General features: G+C 65.0%; 19 protein-coding genes. 11 read left to right on the top strand and 8 right to left on the bottom strand.

Annotation, left to right across the window (positions count from 1 at the left end; genetic code table 11):
* Window positions 1-23: 23 nt before the first annotated feature.
* On the bottom strand, window positions 24-206 hold the full coding sequence (locus ACTF4R_RS20870) for a hypothetical protein (protein ID WP_440010523.1): 183 nt from the start codon (window positions 204-206) through the stop codon (window positions 24-26).
* Window positions 207-564: 358 nt separating this feature from the next.
* Here ACTF4R_RS20870 and ACTF4R_RS20865 point away from each other — a divergent pair, with 358 nt between their 5' ends.
* The 3 genes from ACTF4R_RS20865 (at window position 565) to ACTF4R_RS20855 (ending at window position 2,332) form a co-directional block, all read left to right on the top strand.
* On the top strand, window positions 565-801 hold the full coding sequence (locus ACTF4R_RS20865; RefSeq protein ID WP_440010522.1) for a UPF0058 family protein: 237 nt from the start codon (window positions 565-567) through the stop codon (window positions 799-801).
* A gap of 530 nt (window positions 802-1,331) precedes the next feature.
* A complete protein-coding gene (locus tag ACTF4R_RS20860; RefSeq protein WP_440010520.1) occupies window positions 1,332-2,117 on the top strand; it encodes a helix-turn-helix domain-containing protein in 786 nt (261 codons plus the stop codon).
* Window positions 2,118-2,125: 8 nt separating this feature from the next.
* Window positions 2,126-2,332, top strand: a complete 207-nt coding sequence (locus ACTF4R_RS20855; protein ID WP_440010518.1) for a hypothetical protein — start codon at window positions 2,126-2,128, stop codon at window positions 2,330-2,332.
* A 341-nt stretch (window positions 2,333-2,673) separates the two neighbouring features.
* Here the strand turns inward: ACTF4R_RS20855 and ACTF4R_RS20850 are convergent, their stop codons facing one another.
* Window positions 2,674-3,870, bottom strand: coding sequence for an orc1/cdc6 family replication initiation protein (locus ACTF4R_RS20850; protein WP_440010516.1), 1,197 nt, complete (start codon window positions 3,868-3,870; stop codon window positions 2,674-2,676).
* Window positions 3,871-5,313: 1,443 nt separating this feature from the next.
* Here ACTF4R_RS20850 and ACTF4R_RS20845 point away from each other — a divergent pair.
* Together ACTF4R_RS20845 and ACTF4R_RS20840 are read left to right on the top strand one after the other, a co-directional pair.
* Window positions 5,314-6,729, top strand: a complete 1,416-nt coding sequence (locus ACTF4R_RS20845; protein WP_440010515.1) for an aryl-sulfate sulfotransferase — start codon at window positions 5,314-5,316, stop codon at window positions 6,727-6,729.
* Window positions 6,730-6,983: 254 nt separating this feature from the next.
* The gene (locus ACTF4R_RS20840; protein ID WP_440010513.1) at window positions 6,984-8,618 is read left to right on the top strand and encodes an ArnT family glycosyltransferase; all 1,635 of its coding nucleotides are present in this window, start codon (window positions 6,984-6,986) and stop codon (window positions 8,616-8,618) included.
* A gap of 35 nt (window positions 8,619-8,653) precedes the next feature.
* On the opposite strand, the gene ACTF4R_RS20835 is transcribed toward ACTF4R_RS20840, so the two are convergent.
* Both ACTF4R_RS20835 and ACTF4R_RS20830 read right to left on the bottom strand, forming a co-directional pair.
* A complete protein-coding gene (locus ACTF4R_RS20835) occupies window positions 8,654-9,541 on the bottom strand; it encodes a sulfurtransferase (protein ID WP_440010511.1) in 888 nt (295 codons plus the stop codon).
* Between the two features lie 181 nt (window positions 9,542-9,722).
* Complete coding sequence (locus ACTF4R_RS20830; RefSeq protein ID WP_440010509.1) at window positions 9,723-10,133, bottom strand: archaellin/type IV pilin N-terminal domain-containing protein; 411 nt, start codon at window positions 10,131-10,133, stop codon at window positions 9,723-9,725.
* 278 nt (window positions 10,134-10,411) lie between these two features.
* On the opposite strand from ACTF4R_RS20830, the gene ACTF4R_RS20825 reads away from it, so the two are divergent.
* Both ACTF4R_RS20825 and glmM read left to right on the top strand, forming a co-directional pair.
* Complete coding sequence (locus ACTF4R_RS20825) at window positions 10,412-10,651, top strand: hypothetical protein (RefSeq protein ID WP_440010508.1); 240 nt, start codon at window positions 10,412-10,414, stop codon at window positions 10,649-10,651.
* Between the two features lie 82 nt (window positions 10,652-10,733).
* Window positions 10,734-12,050, top strand: a complete 1,317-nt coding sequence (gene glmM / locus ACTF4R_RS20820) for a phosphoglucosamine mutase (RefSeq protein ID WP_440010506.1) — start codon at window positions 10,734-10,736, stop codon at window positions 12,048-12,050.
* A 13-nt stretch (window positions 12,051-12,063) separates the two neighbouring features.
* On the opposite strand, the gene ACTF4R_RS20815 is transcribed toward glmM, so the two are convergent.
* Window positions 12,064-12,558, bottom strand: coding sequence for a DUF7344 domain-containing protein (locus tag ACTF4R_RS20815; protein WP_440010504.1), 495 nt, complete (start codon window positions 12,556-12,558; stop codon window positions 12,064-12,066).
* 347 nt (window positions 12,559-12,905) lie between these two features.
* Here ACTF4R_RS20815 and ACTF4R_RS20810 point away from each other — a divergent pair, with 347 nt between their 5' ends.
* Window positions 12,906-13,106 carry a hypothetical protein gene (locus ACTF4R_RS20810; protein ID WP_440010503.1) on the top strand — a complete coding sequence of 67 codons (201 nt, stop codon included), beginning with the start codon at window positions 12,906-12,908 and terminating at the stop codon, window positions 13,104-13,106.
* A gap of 3 nt (window positions 13,107-13,109) precedes the next feature.
* Here ACTF4R_RS20810 and glmS read toward each other — a convergent pair whose 3' ends face one another.
* From glmS to ACTF4R_RS20795, 3 genes are all read right to left on the bottom strand, one after another.
* Window positions 13,110-14,924: a glutamine--fructose-6-phosphate transaminase (isomerizing) gene (gene glmS, locus ACTF4R_RS20805; RefSeq protein WP_440010502.1), complete on the bottom strand. Its 1,815-nt coding sequence runs from the start codon at window positions 14,922-14,924 to the stop codon at window positions 13,110-13,112.
* Between the two features lie 506 nt (window positions 14,925-15,430).
* Entirely contained in the window at window positions 15,431-16,870 is a 1,440-nt protein-coding gene (locus tag ACTF4R_RS20800) for a helix-turn-helix transcriptional regulator (RefSeq protein ID WP_440010501.1), read from the bottom strand.
* 257 nt (window positions 16,871-17,127) lie between these two features.
* Window positions 17,128-17,718: a DUF7344 domain-containing protein gene (locus ACTF4R_RS20795; protein ID WP_440010500.1), complete on the bottom strand. Its 591-nt coding sequence runs from the start codon at window positions 17,716-17,718 to the stop codon at window positions 17,128-17,130.
* Window positions 17,719-18,232: 514 nt separating this feature from the next.
* Here ACTF4R_RS20795 and ACTF4R_RS20790 point away from each other — a divergent pair.
* From ACTF4R_RS20790 to ACTF4R_RS20780, 3 genes are read left to right on the top strand one after another with little or no spacing between them, the layout of a single operon-like run.
* Complete coding sequence (locus tag ACTF4R_RS20790) at window positions 18,233-19,597, top strand: nucleotide sugar dehydrogenase (RefSeq protein ID WP_440010497.1); 1,365 nt, start codon at window positions 18,233-18,235, stop codon at window positions 19,595-19,597.
* Window positions 19,597-20,634, top strand: coding sequence for a glycosyltransferase family 2 protein (locus ACTF4R_RS20785; protein WP_440010494.1), 1,038 nt, complete (start codon window positions 19,597-19,599; stop codon window positions 20,632-20,634). The genes ACTF4R_RS20790 and ACTF4R_RS20785 overlap by 1 nt, the downstream gene beginning before the upstream one ends.
* Window positions 20,635-20,656: 22 nt before the next feature.
* A complete protein-coding gene (locus ACTF4R_RS20780) occupies window positions 20,657-21,730 on the top strand; it encodes a DUF354 domain-containing protein (protein WP_440010493.1) in 1,074 nt (357 codons plus the stop codon).
* Window positions 21,731-21,763: the final 33 nt, after the last annotated feature.

Here is a 21,763-nt window from a genome sequence, read left to right as displayed (position 1 = left end):
AACTCAGGTAAGTCGGGTGGCCGTTAGACGGGACGTCCCCGCCGCGCGACTGCGACCAGTAGCGTACCGGCAGCGAGCACGAGCACGCCGAGCGCGAGGAAGAACGGCGAGGAGGTGAGACCGGGCGCGATGCTGCCGAAGAGGATTACGGCACCCGCTACGAGCAGCGCGATACCGAGCCAGAACTGTCGTCTCGGAGCGAGCATGTGCTCCGTTCGACGCCCGTGACGATAAAACGACCGCCGAGAAGAACCCTCTTCCCGGCGAGTCCACTCACTTCCTGCTGGTCGCTTCGCTCCCGGCAGTCGTTCGTTCCCTCACCGACGTCACGCTCGCGTCGCTCGCGTGACTCCCGGCGAGTGCGTTCCGTCGGCAGGGACGATGACGGAACCGCCTGTGTCGGTCCGCTCGCGCCCGGCCCGTCGGCGTCGTCGCGGACCGCGGTCGGGCCACCGTCGTTCCGAACGTCGACGACCGAGAGCGGCTTCGGCCGGTCGCGCGGGCATGCAAGAGAATGTTCCTCAAAGTAATACTATAACTGTCGAGTTAGTAGCTGTCGTTGGGATGAAAAAACAGGAACTCATCCATCTTCACGGCCTGCTGTCGGAAGTACGCGACCGACACGAGAACCGAATCGACGCGACGCTCGATCTCTCGTCGTACGAATCGCTGGACACCCACCCGACTTCTATCCACCACTCCAAGACCGATCACAAGGAGGCCGTCATCGCGCTGGCCGACGGCTTAGCGTCGGAGATGGACGCCGAGGACGCCACCGCAGTTCCCGCGAGCGCGGACTGACTCGATTTGCCGGGTCGACGGAGACGCCGACCATTCTGCTTCGTCACGACGGAACGACGCCCAACCCCGGGCCTAACCCGCCGTATCGACGTCGAGGTATTTCGTATAGCGTCTTTCAGTTTATTCCCGAGATATCCCGACGCTTGCTTGCGATTTTCGCGGATAGAGGATGCAGACCTCCACTTCTGCTTACGGCGATAATCGGAAGTGGGGAACCCCCGGTGGCAAGGCCGTCAGCGAGTTCGCATCTTCTCGCGGCGGGGAAATCCAAAGTCCGTGACAGCCACGATAGGATCGCGATGGCAGTGAGAATCCGATAAATATCGCGACGCTATATCGAAAGACGACGAAAGGGAAGCGGTCTCGCCGACTGCGCGACCAGCGCGCCGACGGTAAAGCCGCGTGCAGTCCCACCCGAGACGTCGTACGTCAACTCGTGGCCCGGTTTATATGTATAGCGCCCGGTCGCTGAGGGGGTTACACATCTAGCTACAACCATAATGCACGAGCCGCCGAGTATAATCAATGTAATGAGCGGAGAATCCAACAATGCCACAAACAAATCGTCTGCCGACGGCCCTCTAGAAGAGCCATCGCCGACAGCGTCCGACGGAGCCGGCAGTGCCAGTACCAGCATCGCGACCGACCTCTACGACATCGTCGCCGAAGTCCATCTCTCCGGTCCCGAACTCCTGCTCGTTCCCACGTTGGAAGCCACGTCCGACGTGACCGTCACGACCGAGAACCTGACGGCGACCACGCCGTGTCATCTGTTCATCTCCGTCGCTGGCGAGTCGTTCGACGCGTTCGAGCGCGCCCTCCAGCACGACCACACCGTCGCGGAACCGACGCTGGTCGAGAGCCACGAGAACCGCCGCGTCTACCGCGTTCGGCCAGTCACCGACGTCGAACTGCTCGCGCCACGCTGTCCGGAACTCGACGCACGTATCATCGACGTCCAAAGCTCCGACGGGGGGTGGGTCGTCCAGATGCAGCTCTCGAACCGGGAGGCGCTGGTGTCGTTCCGCGATTACTGTCTCGACAGCGACGTGACCTTCCGCGTCAACCAGCTCGGGAACGCGAACGACTGGGAGGGGACGGACGTGGTCGGCCTCACCGAGAAGCAGAAACAGCTCCTCCGAATAGCGTACAAGTACGGCTACTACGAGATTCCCCGCCGAATCTCCCAGAACGAACTCGCCCGTGAACTCGACATCTCGACGTCGGCGATCTCGCAGCGACTGCGTCGGGACACCGAACAGCTCATCGGTGCGACACTCGGGGTCGAGAAAGACTGCGACTCCGAACTATCTTGAGATGTTAGATGTACGTCTCGTCGGCCCGTATCGTGCCGTCGACGAGCACCTCCAGCGTCGCGCTGGCAGTCGTCGTCCGGTTCGTCGAGCCGTTCGTGCTCTCGAATCGGGGCGAAGCGGTACTCTACGAGCCCCTGGTCGGGGCCGAGCGTGGACCTTCGCTTCGTCGGAGAGGCTCCTGCGGGGCGTGCCGCGGGGAGGAGATGACCGCGTGAGTCGTGACCGTCTCGACGAGACGCTTCCCCAACGACGAGGCAGTAACCGGCCACCGTCGGCTGGAACCGAGCGAGAAGGCGCAGTCGAACGCCGAGGACCCGACCGGTACGCTCTCATTCGCTTCTCGCGGCTTCAGTCGTCTCGATTCGTTGGCCGAAATTCGTTATAGTACCGAGGTGCCATCTGTGGGACAGACTACGGAAGACGTCTGCTCGGCCTGTGGTTGCGAAATCGATACGAGCAGTTGGCACCCCGTCGTCGCCGACGAGGGTGAAGCCGATCTCTGTATCCGGGTATTCTGCTGTGACGCGTGCCGTGAGACGTGGCTCGACGAGTGAGGCTACGTCTCGGAGACGAGGACGTTCTTGACGACCTGGGGATCTTCGAGCAGGCGGTGCTCGGTGTAGCTTCCCTCTGCACTCCCACCGCTCTGGCGCGTCTGCTCGATAACGTCGAGAAACGCCTGCTCGCGGAGCAGGTCCCGGACGCGTCGCGTGGAAAGGGGGTCGCTGTCCATCTGGCGACAGACCTGTTCGTACACCTCGTAGACGCGAGTCGTCCGGAAGGCGTCCTCGTCGTTGTCCAGCGAGAGGATGGCGAGCGCCTGGAGCGCGTACTTCGAGTGGGGCGTCGCGCCGCGGATGAGTTCGCGGAAGCGGTCGTTCTCCGCGCGCTCGCGGGCCTTCTTCACGTACTCCTCGCGGACGGTCGCGGCGTTCTCAGTCTGCGCGAGTTCACCCGCGTACCGGAGGATGTCGATGGCCTTCCGGGCGTCGCCGTGCTCCTGGGCGGCCTGGGCGGCGGCGAGCGGGATGGTTCCTGGTTCGAGCACGCCCTCGCGGAAGGCGTCGCTACGCGCCTCCATTATCGAACGCAACTGGTTGGCGTCGTACGGCGGAAAGACGAACTCGCGCTCGCAGAGGCTCGATTTCACCCGTTCGTCCATCCGGTCCTTGTACTTGATCTTGTTGCTGATGCCGATGACGCCGAGCTTGCAGCGTTCGAGCTTTCCGGCCTCGCCCGCGCGCGAAAGTTGCATGAGAATGTCGTCGTTCTCCAGTTTGTCGATCTCGTCCAGGATGACGATGACTACGTCGTACTCCCCGTCGAGAATGCGCCAGAGTCGTTTGTAGTACGTCGAGGTCGAGATTCCCTTGTCCGGAATCGAGATGTCGGTGTCGGCGGTGTTCGTCCCGCTGGCGATGGTCTGGACCGCCTGGGTCTCGGTGCTGTCCTGGGCGCAGTCGACGTAGGCGACGCCGACCGAGACGCCCTCCTCGTCTGCTTCGTCGACGAGCCGACGGGAGACGTGCTTCGCGCAGAGCGATTTACCGGTGCCGGTCTTGCCGTACAGGAGGACGTTGCTCGGGGATTGGTTGAACAGCGCCGGGTTGAGTGCGTTCGCGAGCGCCGAAATCTCGTCGTCGCGTCCCACGATTCGTCCGTGGTCGGGGAGATGATTGATTTCGAGGAGCTCCTTCTTGGCGAAGATGAGGTCCTCGCGGGAGAACAGTTCGTCCGAGTCGGCGTCGCTCATAGACACCACGTTTCCAGTGAAATCCCTTTACTGTTGCGGGGAGAGGCGATGGAAACGGGAGATACGGATGACGGCGACGAGGCGCTGGAACCAGTCGAAAAGCGGGCCAGGATAGAAGAGGAGACGAAGAGAGCCCAAAGTGGCGAGCCGGTCGAAAGTGGCGAGTCGGTCGAAAGTGCCGAGCGACAGAAGTCTCGAAAGAGTCGACGGAGTCGAGAGTTAGGTACTGGGTGAGTTGAGAGAGTCGTGAGACACACACCGTGTTTCCAGTGAAAGAGGGAGTAGGAGGTGGGTGGGTGGGGGTGGAAATGGGGAGTATTGGCTGTCCAGCCCAGCTCCTATCCGTTTATTTTAAGTAGTATAAACGTCTATAGTCCATTGAATAGACCGGAATTAAAAGAAATCCCGCGGCTAAGCCGCGGGATGTTCCACCCGAAATGAAGGTTGCCGGTTCTTCGGGTGCTGCCTCTCTGTCGGTTTTCACTGGAAACGTGGTGTCTCCGTCTCCACAGGACCAGGGCGGAGAGGAAAACGCGGGAGAGGAGAATCGCGTCCACATCGGTACACCTCGTTTCCAGTGAGGACACACCTCGTTTCCGGTGAATATCTGCGCGTTCTGTTCCGTGGGCGGAATTCAGGAGCTATCGGACACCGTCTTTCCAGTGAAACCCTCGACGGTGGCACGATCCACTCCGAGACGACCAGTTCTAGAGAAAAGACACGACGGTGGGTTCGCTGGAGAACACAACGGTGATTTCTCCGGGAGAACACGACGTGAGACGGCGCTCGACCTCTCAGGGGTAGATGGTCAGGAACGGAGCTTTCGACCCGTGGACGGCGACACACCGTGTTTCCAGTGAAAAGCCTGTCCGATTCGATGGCCCGAGCCTAATCTGACGGCTCGGACCTGGTTCGACGCCTCGACCGCCTTTTCCCCTTCGATTCCTCCTGCCTGGACGTCTCCACTGTCTCGGCTTCTCCACTGCCTCGACTTTCCTTGTCCTCGACTTCCCCACTATATCGACTTCTCTGCTGTCTCGACGTTCTCTTCCTCGATTTTTCTCGCCCTCGACTTCCCTTCTCATTTCCCCTCTCGTTTTCTCCCTCTCTTGTTTTCCTGACCCCCGTTTCCCCTCCACCCACCCCCTCCATTTCCCCATTTCACTGGAAACATGGTGTGTGTGTCTAAACGCTAATCGTTATCATACACCATGGAAGGCGACAGCAGGACGGACCAGACGGCGGACGTTGGTACTCGACGAACGCCACGACGGTCGTCGGGACTTCGAACGCCATCTCGCTGATTTTCGACGATTTGCGCCAAGCACGGGGGTTTCACCACGGCAGGAACAGTTCAGACCGTCGTTCAGAACCGTTCACACGGCTCAGAGCGGGTTAGAGACGAGATAATAAAAAGTGGGTAGGTCTATATTGAGATAGAGGATGCCCTCCAAGAAGCTCTGTCGCATCGCCTTCGTCTCACTTATCGTCCTCTCGCTTCTTGGACTGGCGAACGGAGCGGCCAGTTCCTCGGTGGGACAGACCGACCAGCGGCTCCGCCAGGCGAACATCTCCGAGGGCGGCGGAAAGCAGGTGGCCGAGCCTCGCGACGGCATCACGGTCGTCGCGACGGACTCGAACACGTGGATGGGGAAAGCGGGCGACGGCCCGCGGTCGCGTGCGGAACTCGTCGCGTTCAATCCGAACGGAACGGTCCTCTACTACAACGACAGCCACACGCGCTACTGGGACGCCGACCACGTGAACGGCACTCGCGCCACGGTCGAGTACTTCTACGCCGACCATATCAGCAAATCCGAGTGCGGACAGGAGGTGTGTACTCGCAACGGTATCGAGCGGGTGAACCTCTCGACTGGCGAAGTGACGCCGATCTTCAGTCGCATCACGCCGGGCAAACACTCGACGCGGTGGCACGACGGTGACCGCCTCAACGACACCCAGTACGTGGTCGCCGACATCGCCCAGGACCGGGCGTTCGTCGTCAACACGACGACCGGGGTCGTCGAGTGGTCGTGGGAGGCCCAGCAGGCGTTCGACCCCCGGACGAGCGGCGGTCCGTACCCCGAGGACTGGACGCACATCAACGACGTCGAGGTGGTCCAGGACGGCCGCATCATGGTCAGCGTCCGCAACCACGACCAGGTCGTCTTCCTCGACCGACAGACTGGCCTCGTGAAGAACTGGACGCTCGGTTCGGACGACAACCACGACGTCCTCTACGAGCAGCACAATCCGGACTACATCCCCGCCGAGAACGGCGGTCCGGCCGTCCTCGTCGGCGACTCCGAGAACAATCGAGTCGTCGAGTACCAGCGCGAGAACGGCTCCTGGAACCGGTCGTGGACGTGGCAGGACTCCCAGACGCAGTGGCCTCGCGACGCCGACCGCCTGCCGAACGGCAACACGCTCGTCACCGACTCGAACGGCGATCGCGTCTTCGAACTGAACGACCAGGGCGAGGTCGTCTGGTCGGTCGACATCGCGTTCCCCTACGAGGCCGAACGCCTCGGGACGGGCGACGAGAGTACGGGCGGCCAGAGTGCGAAGTCGCTCGGACTCGGGTCGAAGCAGACGGGCGACTCCGACGGCGGTCGCCAGGTCGGCGACAACCAGAAAAAAGGTATTGCTGGAAGTATCTGGGTAGGTATAAAGGATATCGTCCCGGGACGATACATGAACGCGCTCATGTACGTCCTCCCGGCCTGGATGGGGCCGACGGAACTGGCCGCGCTCGCGGTGGCCGTCCTGGGCTCGCTCGCCTGGGCCATCACCGAGTGGCGCTGGTCGGAACGGTCTCTGTCGGTCCCGTGGACGATTCACGTCGAACGGAAACGATGATAGGTCCCTGCCACACGCGTCCGACGGAACGCCGTCGCACGCGACTCGACCCTCGTCTGGAACGTCGACGTACTCGGGATGGACACGTCGGCCGCGGTCGATGCCACGCGACCCGGCCGACACGGACGACCGATGCCAGCACGCAGACGCAACCGATGACGGACACTGACCAACCGATGACAGGAACTACGAGTGGACGTACCGACGCCCGGTACGCATCGACGAGCGGAGTATCGACGCCGAGGTGACACCAGATGTCACATAGAGTCAACGAGCACGAACGCCGGAACGTCGTCTCGAGGCTGCTCGATCTCGCCGACGACGAGCGCGTCTGGCTCGCGACCGCGATCGCGACCGGACTGCTGGTGTACGCGATCTATCTGACGACGCATCCGTATCCGGCCTACGGTGCCGGCCTGTACCTCCAGATCGCCCAGGAAATCAGCGCACACGGGTACGCGTTGCCGACGAGGATACCGGAATACACTGCCGACGGCGTACCGTTCGGCTACCCGCCGCTGATGTACTACGTCTCGGCGGTGTTGATGGACCTGACGGGCGTCGACCCCATCACGCTCAGTCGCCTCCTGCCCGGGTTCGTCGTCGTGCTGTACCTGCTACCGTTCTACTACCTGGCGCGCGAGGTACTCCAGACGACGCCCCGGGCCGGCTTCGCCACGATGCTACTGGCGGTGACGCCCCCGGCGCTCCAGTGGCACCTCTCGGCCGGCGGCGTCGTCCGCGCGCCGGCGTTCCTGTTCACGATTACCGGCGCGTACACCGGCCTGAAGCTGTTCCAGACCGGCAACCGGACGTGGCTCATCCCGTCGACGGTGCTGTTCGGTCTGACGATCCTCACGCATCCGGTCTACACCGTCTTCTTCGGGACGACGTATCTCGTCATGTACGCCTGCTTCTCCCGGTCGGTGTCGGGGCTGATGAACGGCGCGGCCGTCGCCGTGGGCGGACTCCTGCTGGCCTCTCCGTGGTGGACCCAGATCATCGCCACGCACGGCATCGGCGTGTTCACCGCCGCGTCCGGAACCCACACCGGCATCGGCGGCGGGTTCAAGCGGCTGTTCGGGCAGCTCGTCTACCCCCTCGACCTCGACCTCCCGCTGATGTTCTTCCTCGGCTCGTTCGCCGGCGGAGCCTACCTGCTCGCGAAGCGGCGCGTCTTCCTCCCGCTGTGGCTAGTGTCCGCGGCGTTCATGCTCGGGAAGACCCGCTTCCAGTTCCCCGCCGGGGCGATGATGGCGTCCGTGTTCGTCTTCGAGGTCGTCGTTCCCCGCGTTCGCGGGTGGTCGTCCCGATACAGGGGGTCGGCTCCGATGGTCGTCGTGCTCGTGCTCGCGATCCTCTCGACCGCGGTCGGCGGCGCGTTCGCCGCCGGAATGTTACACTCCCACCAGGGAAGTAACAGCCAGCCCGCCTTCATCGACGAGGACGACGAGGCCGCGATGCACTGGATCGAGGACAACACGAAGTCGAACGCCGACTTCGTCGTCCTCGGCGACGCCGCGGAGTGGTTCCCGCTGCTGACCGACCGGGCCATCCTCGTCGGGCCGTGGGGCGTCGAGTGGGAGGGCCACCAGCCGTACCGCCACCACCTGCAACTGTACAAGAGCCTCTCGCGCTGTCCCGGCATGGCCTGCCTCTCCGAGGGGATGATCGAGAACGACGTCAACCCCGACTACGTCTACGTGCCGAAGGGCCACTACACGGTCCGGGGCGTCGACACCTACCAGCAGCCGTGGATGCGCGACAGCCTCGTCGACTCGACCCGGTACAAGCTGGTGTACGAGAACGAGGGCGCGATGGTGTTCCGCGTCACGGAACCGCTGAAGGACGTCCAGATGCCCGAGGACGGCCCCCAGATCGAGCAGTAGCTCTCCGACCCGGCGGCCCGACAACACGCTCGGCGTCACTCCCCGCTACCGGTCTCGATAGGCGCGCGGACGAGATTCCCCCACTCGGTCCACGAGCCGTCGTAGTTTCGCACGTCGTCGAACCCGAGCAGGTCGTGGAGTACGAACCACTCGATGGACGAGCGTTCGCCGACCCGGCAGTAGGTGATGACCGACTCCTCGCCGTCGACCCCGTGGTCGGAGTAGAGTTCCCGGAGTTCGTCGGCGGACTTGAACGTCCCGTCGTCGTTCAGAACGTCCGCGACCGGAACGTTGCTCGCGCCCGGGACGTGACCGCCGCGCTGGGCGGTCTCCTGTAGCTCCGCGGGGGCTATCTTCTCGCCCGTGAACTCCTCGGGCGAGCGAACGTCGACGAGCGGAAGCCCGCTCTCCATCGCCATCTCGACGTCGTCGCGGTACGCCCGGATGCTCTCGAACGGCCCGCGGGCATCGTACTCCTGGGTCGGGAACTCCGGCACGTCCTCGGTCAGGGGGTAGTCCTCGTTCACCCAGTAGTCCTTCCCGCCGTCGAGGACGCGGGCGTCCTCGTGGCCGTAGTACTTGAACTCCCAGTAGGCGAACAGCGCGAACCAGTTCGCGATCCAGCCGTCGCCGTAGAAGACGACGGTCGACTCCTCGTCGATTCCGGCGTCGCCGACCACGCGCTCGAATCCCTCCTTCTTCAGGATGTCGCGCTCGGTCTCGTCCGAGAGGTCCTCGTCCCACTGCATCCCGATCGCGCCCGGGACGTGGCCCTGTTCGTAGCGCGACGGGAAGTCCTCGTCCGGCGATTCGGGGCTGTTCACCTCCACGATGCGGTAGTCGGGGTCGTCGCTCTGGAACGCGTCCAGGTGGTCTTCGACCCAGTCGGCGCTGACGAGCACGTCCGTTTCGTACTGACTCATGGGTCGCACCAGAGTCGACGTGCAGTATCAAAACAGTCGTGGCCGTCCGGTCGCCCCGGGCGACGACCCGGAACGAACGCCGCGGCTGCGTCCGTGAGGCTCGCCGTCGGTCCTCCGGACAGCGAGGCGGTGACCCTGCCTCGAAGGACGTCCCCGACTCCACGCCACGCCGGAGACGACGCTAGGTTCCGTCCTGCTCGCTGACGACGTACTGTTCGCCCTCGATGGCCACCCTGACGGTTATCGTGGCCCCGTTCGGACAGCTGGTGACGCTGACGACGTCACCGACGTTGCTGAAACGCTCGGTACCGCCGACGGTACCGCCGACTCGACAGCGCTCGCTGGTGACGCTCACGTTGCTCGCGTTCTCGACCGGCCCGGTGTCGGTCAACTGCACGTCGACGTCGTCCATCCCCTTCTCGTCGAACCTGACGTCGACCTGGTCCGCCTTCCCGCGCAGCGTCCCCCCGTACCCCGTCACGTAGGCGCCGATGGTGACCGCGATGACGACGGCGACCGCGAGCAGCAGGACGACACCGACGGCTGGCGAGACGGCCCGTTCGTCCTCGCTTTCGGTCGGTTCTCGTACCATCGTCGTCTCTCGCGAGTGGTCGACCCGTCGACGTGTCTCATCGAACGCATCTCGCCGTTATGAAACTTTACCCCGTACGCTCCGCCAGCCGTGTCGGGACGTCCGCGACGACACGCCGCTCTCTCGTTTCGACGACGCACCACTCCTCCGCGTTTCGACGATTGACCGGGCGAAATAGCGGGAGCGACCGGATACAGCAACCGCGCTCGGAAACCGAAGAAAAACAGGTCCTTCTGCGTGAGATACACTTATGGGCCGTCCGTGAGGTCCTGCGAACGATGTCAGGAAAGACGAGGACGCCCCAGGTCCCCCGGTCCGTGCCGAAACTGGAGGCCGAACTCATCGCAGACGAGTATGCAGCGCTCGCCGACCGCGCCAGCGTTCGGACGATGGACTCCGGTACGGACGGCCCATTCGTGCTCTCGACGGACGACCGGCAGCGATTGCGTCGACGCCTGCTTGACCTCGGCATCTCCGAGGAGAGCGTCGAGTCGCTGTCGTTCGACGACTCCGGGTGACCGCCCGGTCCCCTAACCGTTCTTTCGTACGGTTTTCGCCGAAAGCGAACCCTTTTCTCCGCTCCCGGAGTGAGACTGAACCATGTTCGGAACCAGCGGTGTCCGTGGACCGGTCGGTGAACTCGTCACGGCGGACCTCGCCCTCTCAGTCGGTCGTGCGCTCGCCTCGACGGGTGCCGAGCGCGTCGTCGTCGGCCGCGACCCCCGGGGAAGCGGGCAGTTCCTCGCGGACGCCCTCTCGGCCGGCGTCCGGGAGTGTGGGGCGGACGTGGTACGACTCGGTCTCGCGGCGACGCCGACGGTCGCCCGGAGCGTCGCGTGGCGGGACGCCGACGCCGGCGTCGCCGTGACGGCCTCGCACAACCCGCCGGAGGACAACGGCATCAAGCTCTGGAACCGGTCGGGCCAGGCGTTCGACGCCGACCAGCGCGAGGAGATAACGCGCGCCGTCGAGGCGGAGGACTTCGACCTCGCGGGGTGGGACGCTTCGGGGACGGAGACGCACTGGGACGGTGCGGCCGAACGCCACGTGGAGACGCTCGTCGACACTGTCGCCGGCGACCTCGACCTCTCGGTCGTCGTGGACGTGGGCAACGGGGCCGGTGAGGTCACCGCGGACGCGCTGTACGAACTCGGCTGTGACGTGGAGACGCTGAACGCACAGCCGGACGGTCGGTTTCCCGCCCGTCCCAGCGAACCGACCGCGGAGAACTGCGAGTCGCTGTGTGCACACGTCGCGGCCACCGACGCGGACATCGGCATCGCCCACGACGGCGACGCCGACCGCATGATGGCCGTCGACGAGAACGGCGAGTTCTGCTCGGGCGACGTCCTTCTGACCCTCTTCGCCCGCCAGCGCGCCGGCCCGGGCGACGCCGTCGCCACGCCGGTCGACACCAGCCTCATCGTCGAGGACGTGCTCGCCGAGCGTGACGCGACCGTCGAGCGCACGCAGGTCGGCGACGTGTACGTCGCGGAGCGCGCGACCGAATCGAACGTCGTCTTCGGCGGCGAGCAGTCCGGCGCGTGGATATGGCCCGACCAGACGCTCTGTCCGGACGGCTCGCTCGCGGCGTGTCGGCTCGCGGAACTCGTCGCGAACGAGGGGCCGCTGTCGGAACTGGCGGCCGACGTCGGTGAGTACCCCATCCGCCGGACGAACGTCGAGACCGACGACAAGACCGGACTGATGTCCCGACTGGGCGACGCGGTGACCGAGCGCTACGACGACGCCAACACGGTCGACGGCGTCCGCGTCACGCTCGACGAGGGCTGGTTCCTCATCCGCGCCAGCGGCACCCAGCCGCTCGTCCGCATCGCGGCGGAGGCCCGCGATCCCGAGACGGCCGACGAGGTGTTCGACACCGCCGTCTCGTTCGTCGAGGACTACCGGACGTAGCGACCGTTCACTCTCACCGGCCCGCGTCGCAGTCGACCGCGGTCGTCCCGTCCGGCCGCTCCGCGCTCGCGGTTAGCTCTAGCAGGTGGTCGAGGAACGCGTTCGGGACGACGTCCGCGTTCCCCGAGAGGGCGACCCAGTCTTCCTCGACGTCGTAGTCCACGAGACCGACCAGTGCGAGCTTCGGGAGGTGGGTCTCCCGGAACGACCGGTGCGTCCGCTCGAAGGTCTCGTCGGGAACCGACGCCAGATCGCCGTTCGTCTGCCGGGCGACGACGTGCCGAACGAGCCTCGAGAGCGACGCGTCGTCGCCGCACTCGTGGAGGTAGTACAGCGCCTGACGCCGGTCGTGATGGGACAGGACCGACAACACGCGATTCAGCGACGCCGGCGCGTCGACTGCGGTCGACCGGGACCACTCTTCGCGCCACGCCTCGGCCGGCGGTTCGGAGTCGGTTCTCTCGTTCCCGTCGCTGGTGCGCGTGACCATCGGTTCGAAGTCATTCATCCCACTCTCCTCCCGCGTAATCCGTCGCTCCGTAGTTACGTGTAAACCGGGGCTTCTCGTGCCGCCCTTTCAAGTCACCCCGGAACTTCGCCGCCGAATCCAGCAGTCGCTCCGCGAATCGGGACGTCGACGGAAGGAGAGCGAGGCCCCACGTCGCTCGACGCTGGTGGGGCTCGACGGGGCAGAACGGGTGGATGACAGACGTCCCGACGGCGATGCCACGGCGACGGGACGGATTTATTTCTAAAAGCTTAGTAAAGTAATAATTTTCGGCCGTTTGGGTCGTTACCGACCGCCGCGGTCTTAGCGACCGGATAATAATGACCTGCTCGTGTGACGTCCCGACGATGAACGAGGCTCTCGACTGGAGCGGTCGGTATCTTGCTCTCGCGACTACCAGCGTCGCCGTCACGGTGCTCGCGTGGACGGTCGAGCGGGGACTCGTCGTTCCGCTCGCTCTCGCAACCGCCGCGGCGTTCGCCGCGCTGGCGTTGCTACACGCTCGCGCGTCTGAAGGGCGGCTCCGAAAAGCGAACCCAGACCCGTGACCGCTACTCGACTGTGACGCTCTTGGCGAGGTTTCGCGGCTTGTCGATGGGGCGGTCGAGCAGTCGCGCCGCGTAGTACGACACGAGCTGGAGCTGGACGTTGGCGAGGAGGCCGGCCCACACCGGGTGGGTCTCCGGAATCTGGAGGTGGGAGTCGGCGATGTCGATCACGTCGTGGTCGGCGCTGGCCACCGCGACGATGGGCGCACCGCGGGCCTGTGCCTCCTCGGCGTTCTTCATCGTCTTCCCGTCACCGTCGCCGCTGAACACCGCGAACACGGGCGTGTCCGGCGTCACCAGCGCGAGCGGACCGTGCTTGAGTTCGCCCGACGCGAACCCTTCGGCGTGCTCGTAGGTGATCTCCTTGAACTTCAGCGCGCCCTCCTTCGCGACGGCGTTGTTCAGCCCGCGACCGATGAAGAAGAAGGACTCGCTGTCGGTGTACTTCTCCGCGATAGCTCGGGCGTTGGTCGTCTCCAGCACCTGCTCTACGTGCTTCGGCAGGTCGTAGGCCGCCTCGAGCATCTCGTCGACGTCGTCCGGCGGCGACGCGCCGTCGACGTCCTCGGCGAGGCGGACCGACAGCAGGGACAGCGTCACCGCCTGCGAGGAGAACGTCTTCGTCGCGGCCACGCCGATTTCGGGTCCGGCGCGGATGAACAGCGCCTCGTCGGCGGTGCGGGCCGCGGTCGATCCGACGACGTTCGTCACCGTGATGACCTGCGCGCCCTCCGCCTTCGCCTGTCTGAGCGCGCCGAGGGTGTCGGCCGTCTCGCCGCTCTGGGTGACCGCGATGACGAGCGTGTTCTCCGAGACGGGGCCGGGGCTCGCGTCGACGTACTCGCTCGCCCGGAACGCCTGTGCGCGGATGCCCGCGTCGGACAGGAGCTGCTGACCGTACAGGGCGGCGTGGTAGCTCGTCCCGCAGGCGACGAAGTGGACGTCGTCCACGTCGTCGAACGTGCCCGGCGGGAAGTCCTCGAGGTTGACCTCGCCGTCCTGCACGCGTCCCTCGATGGTGTTCGAGAGGGCGTTGGGCTGGGTGTTGATCTCCTTGAGCATGTAGTGGTCGTACCCGCCCTTGCCGGCGTCCTCCGGGTCCCAGTCGATGTGTTCGACGTCCCGGTTGATTCGGTTGCCCTCCATGTCGGTCATGGTGACGCCGGTCGGTTCGAGAATCGCCATGTCGCCGTCCTCGAAGTAGACCACGTCCTCCGTGTGGTCGAGGAACGCCGGCACGTCGCTGGCGAGGTAGTACTCGCCGTTGTCGAGGCCGAGGATGAGCGGCGACCCCTGCCGGGCCGCGTAAATCGCGTCCTCGCCGTCGACGAGCGCGGCCACCGCGTAGCTCCCTTCGAGGTCACGAACGGTCTGCCGGAACGCCGTCACGTTGTCGGGAGCGTCCTCGAGGTACTGCTCGAAGAGGTGGGGGATGACCTCGGTGTCGGTGTCGCTCGTGAACTCGTGGCCCTCCTCGCGGAGCTTCTCTCTCAGTTCCGTGTAGTTCTCGATGATGCCGTTGTGAACGACGGCGACCTCGTCGGTCTGGCTCGTGTGCGGGTGAGCGTTCTCGTCCGTCGGCGGGCCGTGGGTGCTCCAGCGCGTGTGGCCGATGCCCACGTTCCCCTTCGGGACGCTGCTGACGAGGCTGTCTTTCAGCTCCGAGACCTGCCCGGAGCGTTTGTACACGGAGATGCCGGAGCCGTTCTGGACCGCGACGCCGGCCGAGTCGTATCCCCGGTACTCGAGGTTCTCGAGTCCGGAAACGAGTTTCGTGATAGCGTCGCCCTCGCCGATTCGGGCGATAATTCCGCACATTCTACGCTGCCTCCTGCTGGACCGTGGACTGCTCGTGATGCGGTACGAGGACGCCTCCAGCGAGGACCGTTCCGGAACGAGCGGTCACATGTCCGTCTGTGGTGTCTGGGTGTTTCATGGGTGTGTACCTCCTGCCGTGCCGACGCCCTCTCGGACACGGCACTGGCCCTTGTTCCCGTTGTAACACCCTACCCCCATTACTATAGACCGATTAAGGCCGCAATTAGCCTCGCTGTAAACAGTAGACAACAACGTTCCGACTTTTCGCTTCACTGCGGTAGACCACCGGTACGGCGTCGGAATCGGTGAAGTCGGCAGACGGCATGTTTTTCTGTCGTCTCTCGGCCGTCACGTCGACCACGACCGTCGGCGGCGGACGAATCCTCGGCGGCCGCGGTACTGGTGCCTGCCTTCGCGCCGCGTCGTCGGCGAGACGTCGCCCGATTCTCCGGGCGACGCCGTCCGCACGCGGGAGAAACAACGAACGACGTCGTGACGGGTCGTTCTCAGGTGTCCGGCACGGGTTCGTCGTCCGGTTCGTTGCCGTAGAGGATGACGATGTTTTTGCGCCCGATGTTTATCTTGCTGATCTGCTCGTCGTCCTCCATCTTCGAGAGCAGGCGGCTCACCTTCGATTTCGACCAGTCCGTCTCCTCGATTATCTCGCCCTGGGGGAGTCGACCGCCGTTCTCCCGAAGGAGTTCGAGCACGCGGTCCGCGTCCGTCACGATTTCGGACGAATCGGCCGTCGGCTGCGAGGAGATGTCAGGCGGATCGTCGCCCTCGTCGCGGAACCCTGCGATCCAGTCGCGGTTCGAACGCCCGACGAGCACCGCCACGACCCCGAGCACGCCCAGCAACACCAGGTACAGTCCGCCCGTTACCAGCGAGTTGGTCGGGTTCGTCCCGAACCGATGTTCGAACCCGTCGCTCAACCCGTCGCCATCGGTGTCGGCTTTCGTCGGGTTCGTTCCGATTTCTACCTCCGTACCGTCGTCGAGACCGTCGTCGTCGGAGTCGGGGTCGAGCGGGTCGGTCTCGTACTCCTCGATCTCCTCGGAGTCGTTGAGACCGTCGTCGTCGGTGTCCTCCTCGGTCGGGTCGGTGTCGTACTTGGAGGTCTCCTCGTAGTCGTCGAGCCCGTCGTCGTCGGTGTCTTTCTTCGCCGGGTCAGTCGACCCGTTCTCCTCCGCGAGGTCCGTCAGTCCGTCGCCGTCAGTGTCGGGGTTCGACGCGTTCGTCCCGATTTCCGCCTCCCTGCCGTCGTCGAGACCGTCGTCGTCGGTGTCTTTCACGCGCGGGTTGGTCCCTTTGTTCACCTCCTCGTGGTCGCGGAGACCGTCGCCGTCGGTGTCGGGGTCGAGCGGGTCCGTCTCGTACTCTTTGACCTCTTCGTAGTCGCTGAGGCCGTCGTTGTCCGTGTCGCGCTTGCTGACGTTCGTACCGTGTTTCACTTCGTCCTTGTTGACGAGTCCGTCACCGTCGGGGTCGCCGGTCTGTCGGAGAATCGTGACCGGTTTTTTCGACCGAGTGACGACTTCGTCGTTCTCCTCGCCGGACTGGTTGACCGTGACGACGACCGTTCGGTCGCCGGTGACGTTGCCGGTGACGTTGGCGAACGTGAAGTTCACGTGTCGACTCGCGTTCGGTGACAGCGTCACGCTCTGGCAGCCGAGCGATGTCGAGTTGTTCTCCGGTCCCTGCAGGTCGGCGCACACGCGGTGCGGACCCGACCGCGACCCCGTGTACAGGGACACGCTCAGATTGTGCGGTTTGGACTGCCAGAGATGAGTGGTGTTGTACTCTCCGTCCACGACGCCGGGACCAGTGTACGATATCTCCTTGACGACGAGCTGGTTTCCGGGTGGCGCTGCGGCGACGGGTGTGACTGTGGCGGACAGCAGTAGAAGACACACGACGAGCGCGGCGACTAATCTGGTAGTCATATCTGTTTGAGACTGGTCCCTGTTTCTACGGGTAACTCGTTCTGTGTTTGGTATTTTGCCGTCGAGTATTTTTCCTTTGGGGTCGGTATCCCCACTCTATAACGGTATTATTTTTAACACGTGCGCGTTTCGTCCTCCGATTCCGTCCGGCGAGAGAAACGCAAAACTGCCGCACCGGGGAGCCTTCCGGCGGTTATCGGACCGAGAACGTGCAGGAACCAGGCGGCGACGTTTATTTCGATTCTTCGATGCGCGAGTCAATCGTTCCGACGGCCGGTGAGCCCCTGACCCAGTGTCAGCGTCCAGAACATGAGGAGGACGACGACGCCGGCACCCGTCGACGACAGCGCCGTGAACGGGGCGATGCCCTGCACGGACCCGGCCAGGACGGTCGTCCCGACGCCGGACGCGCCGAGGTAGTACCGCCCCCACGCGCCCGCGTGTTCGTCTTCGTCGTCGTCGTCGACTTCCGTCGCGGTCGACGGTTCGAGGTACTCGTTCAGCACCTCGACCAGCGGCGTCGGCTCGACGATACCCCGGCTCTGGTCGTAGTCGATGACGCCCTCCTCGTCGAGTTTCGGGAGGTGGGACTGGTAGAGGGGGATGTACGCGCGCTGGCGCTCGTCGGAGGAGAGCGCGGCCACCGTCGTGTCGTTCTCCCACGCCGCCACCTGCTCGGCGACGTCGCGCATCTCCACCGGTTCGTCGACGTCACGGAGATACCGCAACACGTTCCGTCGTCGCTCGTTCTGGAGGAGATGATACGCCTGGTCGGCGGTCAGCTCGTTCGGTTCGTCGGCTTCTTCGGTCGCTACGTCGACGGCCGCTTCGTTCTCTGTCGCGCTCATGATATGCCAGTATCGTAGATAGCTAAAAAAGGGGGTCGCTGCTCCCGGCCGTTGCATCGGGTTTTCCTTCCGTTTGAGTGAGTTTTTTCTATTTTCCCAACCGTTGTACCGAGTTTACCCCACCGTAGTCTGGCGATTATCTCGCATAGTATACGCTCAATTCACATTTCAACTGTGGCCCTGAACGCGACACCGTCCGCGGGCGGTGGCGGTCGTCCCGGCTCTGGCGACGGTGCAACCGGTCGTTCGATTGCCATCTCGTCGGTCGCGCCGACGAACTTCGGTTTCTCGGTCTCGCAGTCCGACCGTGGTAGCGAGCAACGTGGCCGAGTGGCCCCAACGTGTGGATTTCCGGCTGTTGACTCCTTAGCTACTGTATAATAAAGCCTACCGCGTTTCATCGTTCAAGCGAGGCTCGCGTCCGACCGAAACGTTCACCGCACCGGCGTTTTTGCCAGTGTTGCCGGTAGACGGCGTGGTCGGAGCGGAGAGCGCAACGACGGAGACAGCATCTATGAACTCGACGATAGGCGACATCGACGGCCGGCCGGGACACACCGGAAGCGAGGAGAACGACGTAGACGACAGCCGTGACGCGACCATCTGCGTCGTCGGGCTGGGCTACGTCGGTCTCCCGCTGGCGGTCGGCTTCGATCAGGAAGGCTACAGCGTCGTCGGCTTCGACGTCGACGACGGAAAGGTGGAGACGCTCCGCGGGGGCACTGATACGACGGGGGACCTCGGCGACGACACGATAGCCGAGAGCGAGATTACGTACACGACCGACCCCGGCGAGATGGCTCACGCGGACTACGTGATGATAACCGTCCCGACGCCCGTGGACGAGAACCGGCAGCCGAATCTCGACTTCATCGAGGCGGCTGGCCGAACGGTCGGCGAGTCGATGACGGCCGGCACGACCGTCATCCTCGAATCGACGGTGTTCCCGGGCGCGACCCGCGAGGTACTCGTCCCGGCCATCGAGGCGGCGTCCGGCATGACCTGCGGCGAGGAGTTCTACGTCGGCTACTCGCCCGAACGCGCGACGCCGGGCGACCCCGAGCACGGCCTGCGCGACGTGGTGAAGGTCGTCGGTGGCCAGAACGACGAGGTGCGCGACGACGTTGCAGAACTCTACGAGACGGTCATCGACGCCGGCGTCCACCGCGCGGAGTCGCTCGAAGTGGCGGAAGCGAGCAAGGTCGTCGAGAACGTCCAGCGCGACCTGAACATCGCCCTCGTCAACGAACTGGCGATGGCGTTCGACAACATGGATATGGAACTGGACACCCGGTCGGTGCTGGAGGCGTCGGGGACGAAGTGGAACTTCCACCACTACTACCCCGGCCTCGTCGGCGGTCACTGCATCCCCGTCGACCCGTACTTCTTCATCCACCGCTCGAAACAGGACGGCTTCGTTCCGCAACTCACCGAGACCGCGCGGGACGTCAACGAGGCGATGCCGGAACACGTCGCAGACCTGATGATAAAGGCGCTGAACCAGTCGGGGAAGACGCTGCGTGACAGCCGCGTCCTCCTGCTCGGCCTGACATACAAGGCGGACGTGGCCGACATCCGCACCTCGAAGGTCGACGGCATCATCGAGGGGCTACGGGAGTTCGACGTCGACGTCGTCGGCTACGACCCGAACGGCGACGACGATGCGATGCGCGAGCAGTTCGGCGTCACCGTCCACGACGAAGTGAACTTCGAGGACTTCGACGGCGTCGTCCTCGCGACGCCCCACAGCGAGTTCGAGGACGTCGACCTCGACGCGGCGGCCGATGCGATGAACGACGACCCCGCGTTCGTCGACGTGGCGAGCATGTTCGACCCCGACGACGTCGAGACGGCCGGCTTCGCGTACCGGAGGGTATGATGTACGGGGGGCAGACGATCGGCGTCGTCGTTCCGGCGTACAACGAGGAGGGGTTCGTCGGCGACGTGCTCGATTCCCTGCCCGCGTTCGTCGACCGCGCGTACGTCGTCGACGACGCCTCGACCGACGGCACCTGGGCCGAGATTCGCGAGCGCGCCGCCGTCGAACGGCCGGCGCGCGGTGGCCCGGCGGTCGCCCGCGGGAACGCCCGGCCCGCCGCCGGCGGTCAGCAGGACGAGAACCGCGACGCGGCGGACGCCGCCAGGACCGACGGCGACGGGACGCACGTCGTCGCCATCCGCCACGAGCAGAACCGGGGTGCTGGCGGCGCGATCAAGACCGGCTATCTCGCCGCGCGCGACGACCGCGTCGACGTGACGGTCACCATCGACGCGGACGGGCAGATGGACCCCGAGATGATGACCCGGTTCATCGACCCCATCGCGGCCGGCGACGCGGATTACACGAAAGGCGACCGCCTCGCCAACCGGGAGTTTCGCGACGACATGCCGAGGTTCCGGCTGGTCGGCAACTGGCTGTTGACCGGGCTGACCCGCATCGCCAGTGGCTACTGGGACCTCTCGGACCCCCAGAACGGCTACACCGCCATCTCGCTGGCGGCGCTGGAGGCCGTCGACGTGGTGTCGATGTACGAGTACTACGGCTACTGCAACGACCTGCTCGTGAAGCTCAACGTCGCCGGTATGCGCGTCGTCGACGTGCCGATGCCGGCGGCCTACGGCGACGAGGAGAGCAACATCGACTACGTCGACTACGTGCCGAAGGTGTCGCTGATGCTCCTGCGGAACTTCTGCTGGCGGCTGGCGACGCGCTACCGCACCCGGCCGACCGGGGTGGCCTACGCCGTCGGTCTCCTCGGCGTCCTGGCGACCGTCGTCCAGGCCGTCCGCGCCGTCGGGTCGAAAGCGACGGGCGCGAGCGACGACGAGGACGGTCACGGCGTCCTCCTCTCGCTCCTCGTCGCGGTCGTCGGCCTGGCCGCGGGCGTCGTCTTCGACCGGAGGGAGGAGCCGTGAACGCCGACGGGAGGGACGAGCCGTGAGGGTGTTCGTCACCATTCAGCATCCGGCCCACGTCCACTTCTTCCGGCACGCCATCGACGAACTGGAGCGCGCTGGCCACGACGTCGACGTGTTCGCCCGCGAGAAGGAGATGGCGGTCGAACTGCTGGAGCGGTTCGACATCGACCACGAGGTGCTCGCCGGTTCGGCGTCCGGGCTGTCGGAACTCGCCAGGACGCAGGCGACCTACGAGGCGCGACTGCTCCGCCGAGCGCTCGAACGGCGCCCCGACGTGATAACGGCCATCGGCGGCGTCGCGGCCGCCCACGTCGCGACGGCCATCCGGGCCCGGAGCGTCGTCTTCTACGACACCGAGCACGCCGACCTCATCCAGAACCTCGCGTTCCCGTTCGCCGACGCGGTCTACACGCCCGACTGCTACCAGCGCGGCGTCGGCCCGAAGCAGGTGAAGTACGCCGGCTACCACGAACTCGCCTACCTCCACCCGGACCGGTTCACGCCGGACCCCGACGTGGTTCGCGACCTCGGCCTCTCCCCCGACGACCGGTTCGTCGTCCTCCGCCTCGTCGACTGGGGGGCGTCACACGACGTGGGCCACGCCGGCTTCGACGACGCGAGTGAGGCCGTCGCCCGCCTCGAAGACGCCGGTGCGGAGGTGCTGATAACGTCGGAGGCCGAACTCCCGCCGGACCTGGAGGAGTACCGCGCGACCGTCGCCCCCCATCGGATGCACGACCTGCTTTCGTACGCCGACCTGTTCGTCGGCGAGGGAGCGACGATGGCCGCCGAGAGCGCCGTCCTCGGAACGCCCGCAGTGTACGTCAACTCGCTGTCGATGGGCTACACCGACGAACTCGACGAGCGCTACGACCTCCTCTTCAACTTCCAGGGCGACCGCCGCCACGCCCGGGCGCTCTCGAAGTCGGTCGAGATACTGGACGGCGACGACGACTGGGCGGCCCGCCGCGAGCGGTTGCTCGCCGACAAGGTGGACACGACCGACGTGGTCGTGCGCGCCATCGAGGGTCGCGAGCGCCCTGCCCGACCCCGCGACAGCGTAGCGACCGCGAAAACGAACACGGAGATCTAACTATGAAAACGGAACCCCGCTTCGACCGGAGGC

This window comes from Halomicrococcus pelagicus, assembly GCF_051917725.1.
GTDB lineage: Archaea > Halobacteriota > Halobacteria > Halobacteriales > Haladaptataceae > Halomicrococcus.
Note: the sequence above shows the minus strand (reverse complement) of the source record. Positions and strands in the feature narration are given on the sequence as shown.

What these genes read in the sequence shown, in the direction of transcription:
- ACTF4R_RS20835 (WP_440010511.1), bottom strand. Translation starts at nt 9,541, where the DNA reads ATGAGTCAGTACGAAACGGACGTGCTCGTCAGCGCCGACTGGGTCGAA.
- ACTF4R_RS20870 (WP_440010523.1), bottom strand. Translation starts at nt 206, where the DNA reads ATGCTCGCTCCGAGACGACAGTTCTGGCTCGGTATCGCGCTGCTCGTA.
- ACTF4R_RS20795 (WP_440010500.1), bottom strand. Translation starts at nt 17,718, where the DNA reads ATGAGCGCGACAGAGAACGAAGCGGCCGTCGACGTAGCGACCGAAGAA.
- ACTF4R_RS20810 (WP_440010503.1), top strand. Translation starts at nt 12,906, where the DNA reads ATGAACGAGGCTCTCGACTGGAGCGGTCGGTATCTTGCTCTCGCGACT.
- ACTF4R_RS20800 (WP_440010501.1), bottom strand. Translation starts at nt 16,870, where the DNA reads ATGACTACCAGATTAGTCGCCGCGCTCGTCGTGTGTCTTCTACTGCTG.
- ACTF4R_RS20815 (WP_440010504.1), bottom strand. Translation starts at nt 12,558, where the DNA reads ATGAATGACTTCGAACCGATGGTCACGCGCACCAGCGACGGGAACGAG.
- ACTF4R_RS20830 (WP_440010509.1), bottom strand. Translation starts at nt 10,133, where the DNA reads ATGGTACGAGAACCGACCGAAAGCGAGGACGAACGGGCCGTCTCGCCA.
- ACTF4R_RS20785 (WP_440010494.1), top strand. Translation starts at nt 19,597, where the DNA reads ATGTACGGGGGGCAGACGATCGGCGTCGTCGTTCCGGCGTACAACGAG.
- ACTF4R_RS20845 (WP_440010515.1), top strand. Translation starts at nt 5,314, where the DNA reads ATGCCCTCCAAGAAGCTCTGTCGCATCGCCTTCGTCTCACTTATCGTC.
- ACTF4R_RS20790 (WP_440010497.1), top strand. Translation starts at nt 18,233, where the DNA reads ATGAACTCGACGATAGGCGACATCGACGGCCGGCCGGGACACACCGGA.
- ACTF4R_RS20860 (WP_440010520.1), top strand. Translation starts at nt 1,332, where the DNA reads ATGAGCGGAGAATCCAACAATGCCACAAACAAATCGTCTGCCGACGGC.
- ACTF4R_RS20865 (WP_440010522.1), top strand. Translation starts at nt 565, where the DNA reads ATGAAAAAACAGGAACTCATCCATCTTCACGGCCTGCTGTCGGAAGTA.
- ACTF4R_RS20840 (WP_440010513.1), top strand. Translation starts at nt 6,984, where the DNA reads ATGTCACATAGAGTCAACGAGCACGAACGCCGGAACGTCGTCTCGAGG.
- glmM (WP_440010506.1), top strand. Translation starts at nt 10,734, where the DNA reads ATGTTCGGAACCAGCGGTGTCCGTGGACCGGTCGGTGAACTCGTCACG.
- ACTF4R_RS20855 (WP_440010518.1), top strand. Translation starts at nt 2,126, where the DNA reads ATGTACGTCTCGTCGGCCCGTATCGTGCCGTCGACGAGCACCTCCAGC.
- glmS (WP_440010502.1), bottom strand. Translation starts at nt 14,924, where the DNA reads ATGTGCGGAATTATCGCCCGAATCGGCGAGGGCGACGCTATCACGAAA.
- ACTF4R_RS20825 (WP_440010508.1), top strand. Translation starts at nt 10,412, where the DNA reads ATGTCAGGAAAGACGAGGACGCCCCAGGTCCCCCGGTCCGTGCCGAAA.
- ACTF4R_RS20850 (WP_440010516.1), bottom strand. Translation starts at nt 3,870, where the DNA reads ATGAGCGACGCCGACTCGGACGAACTGTTCTCCCGCGAGGACCTCATC.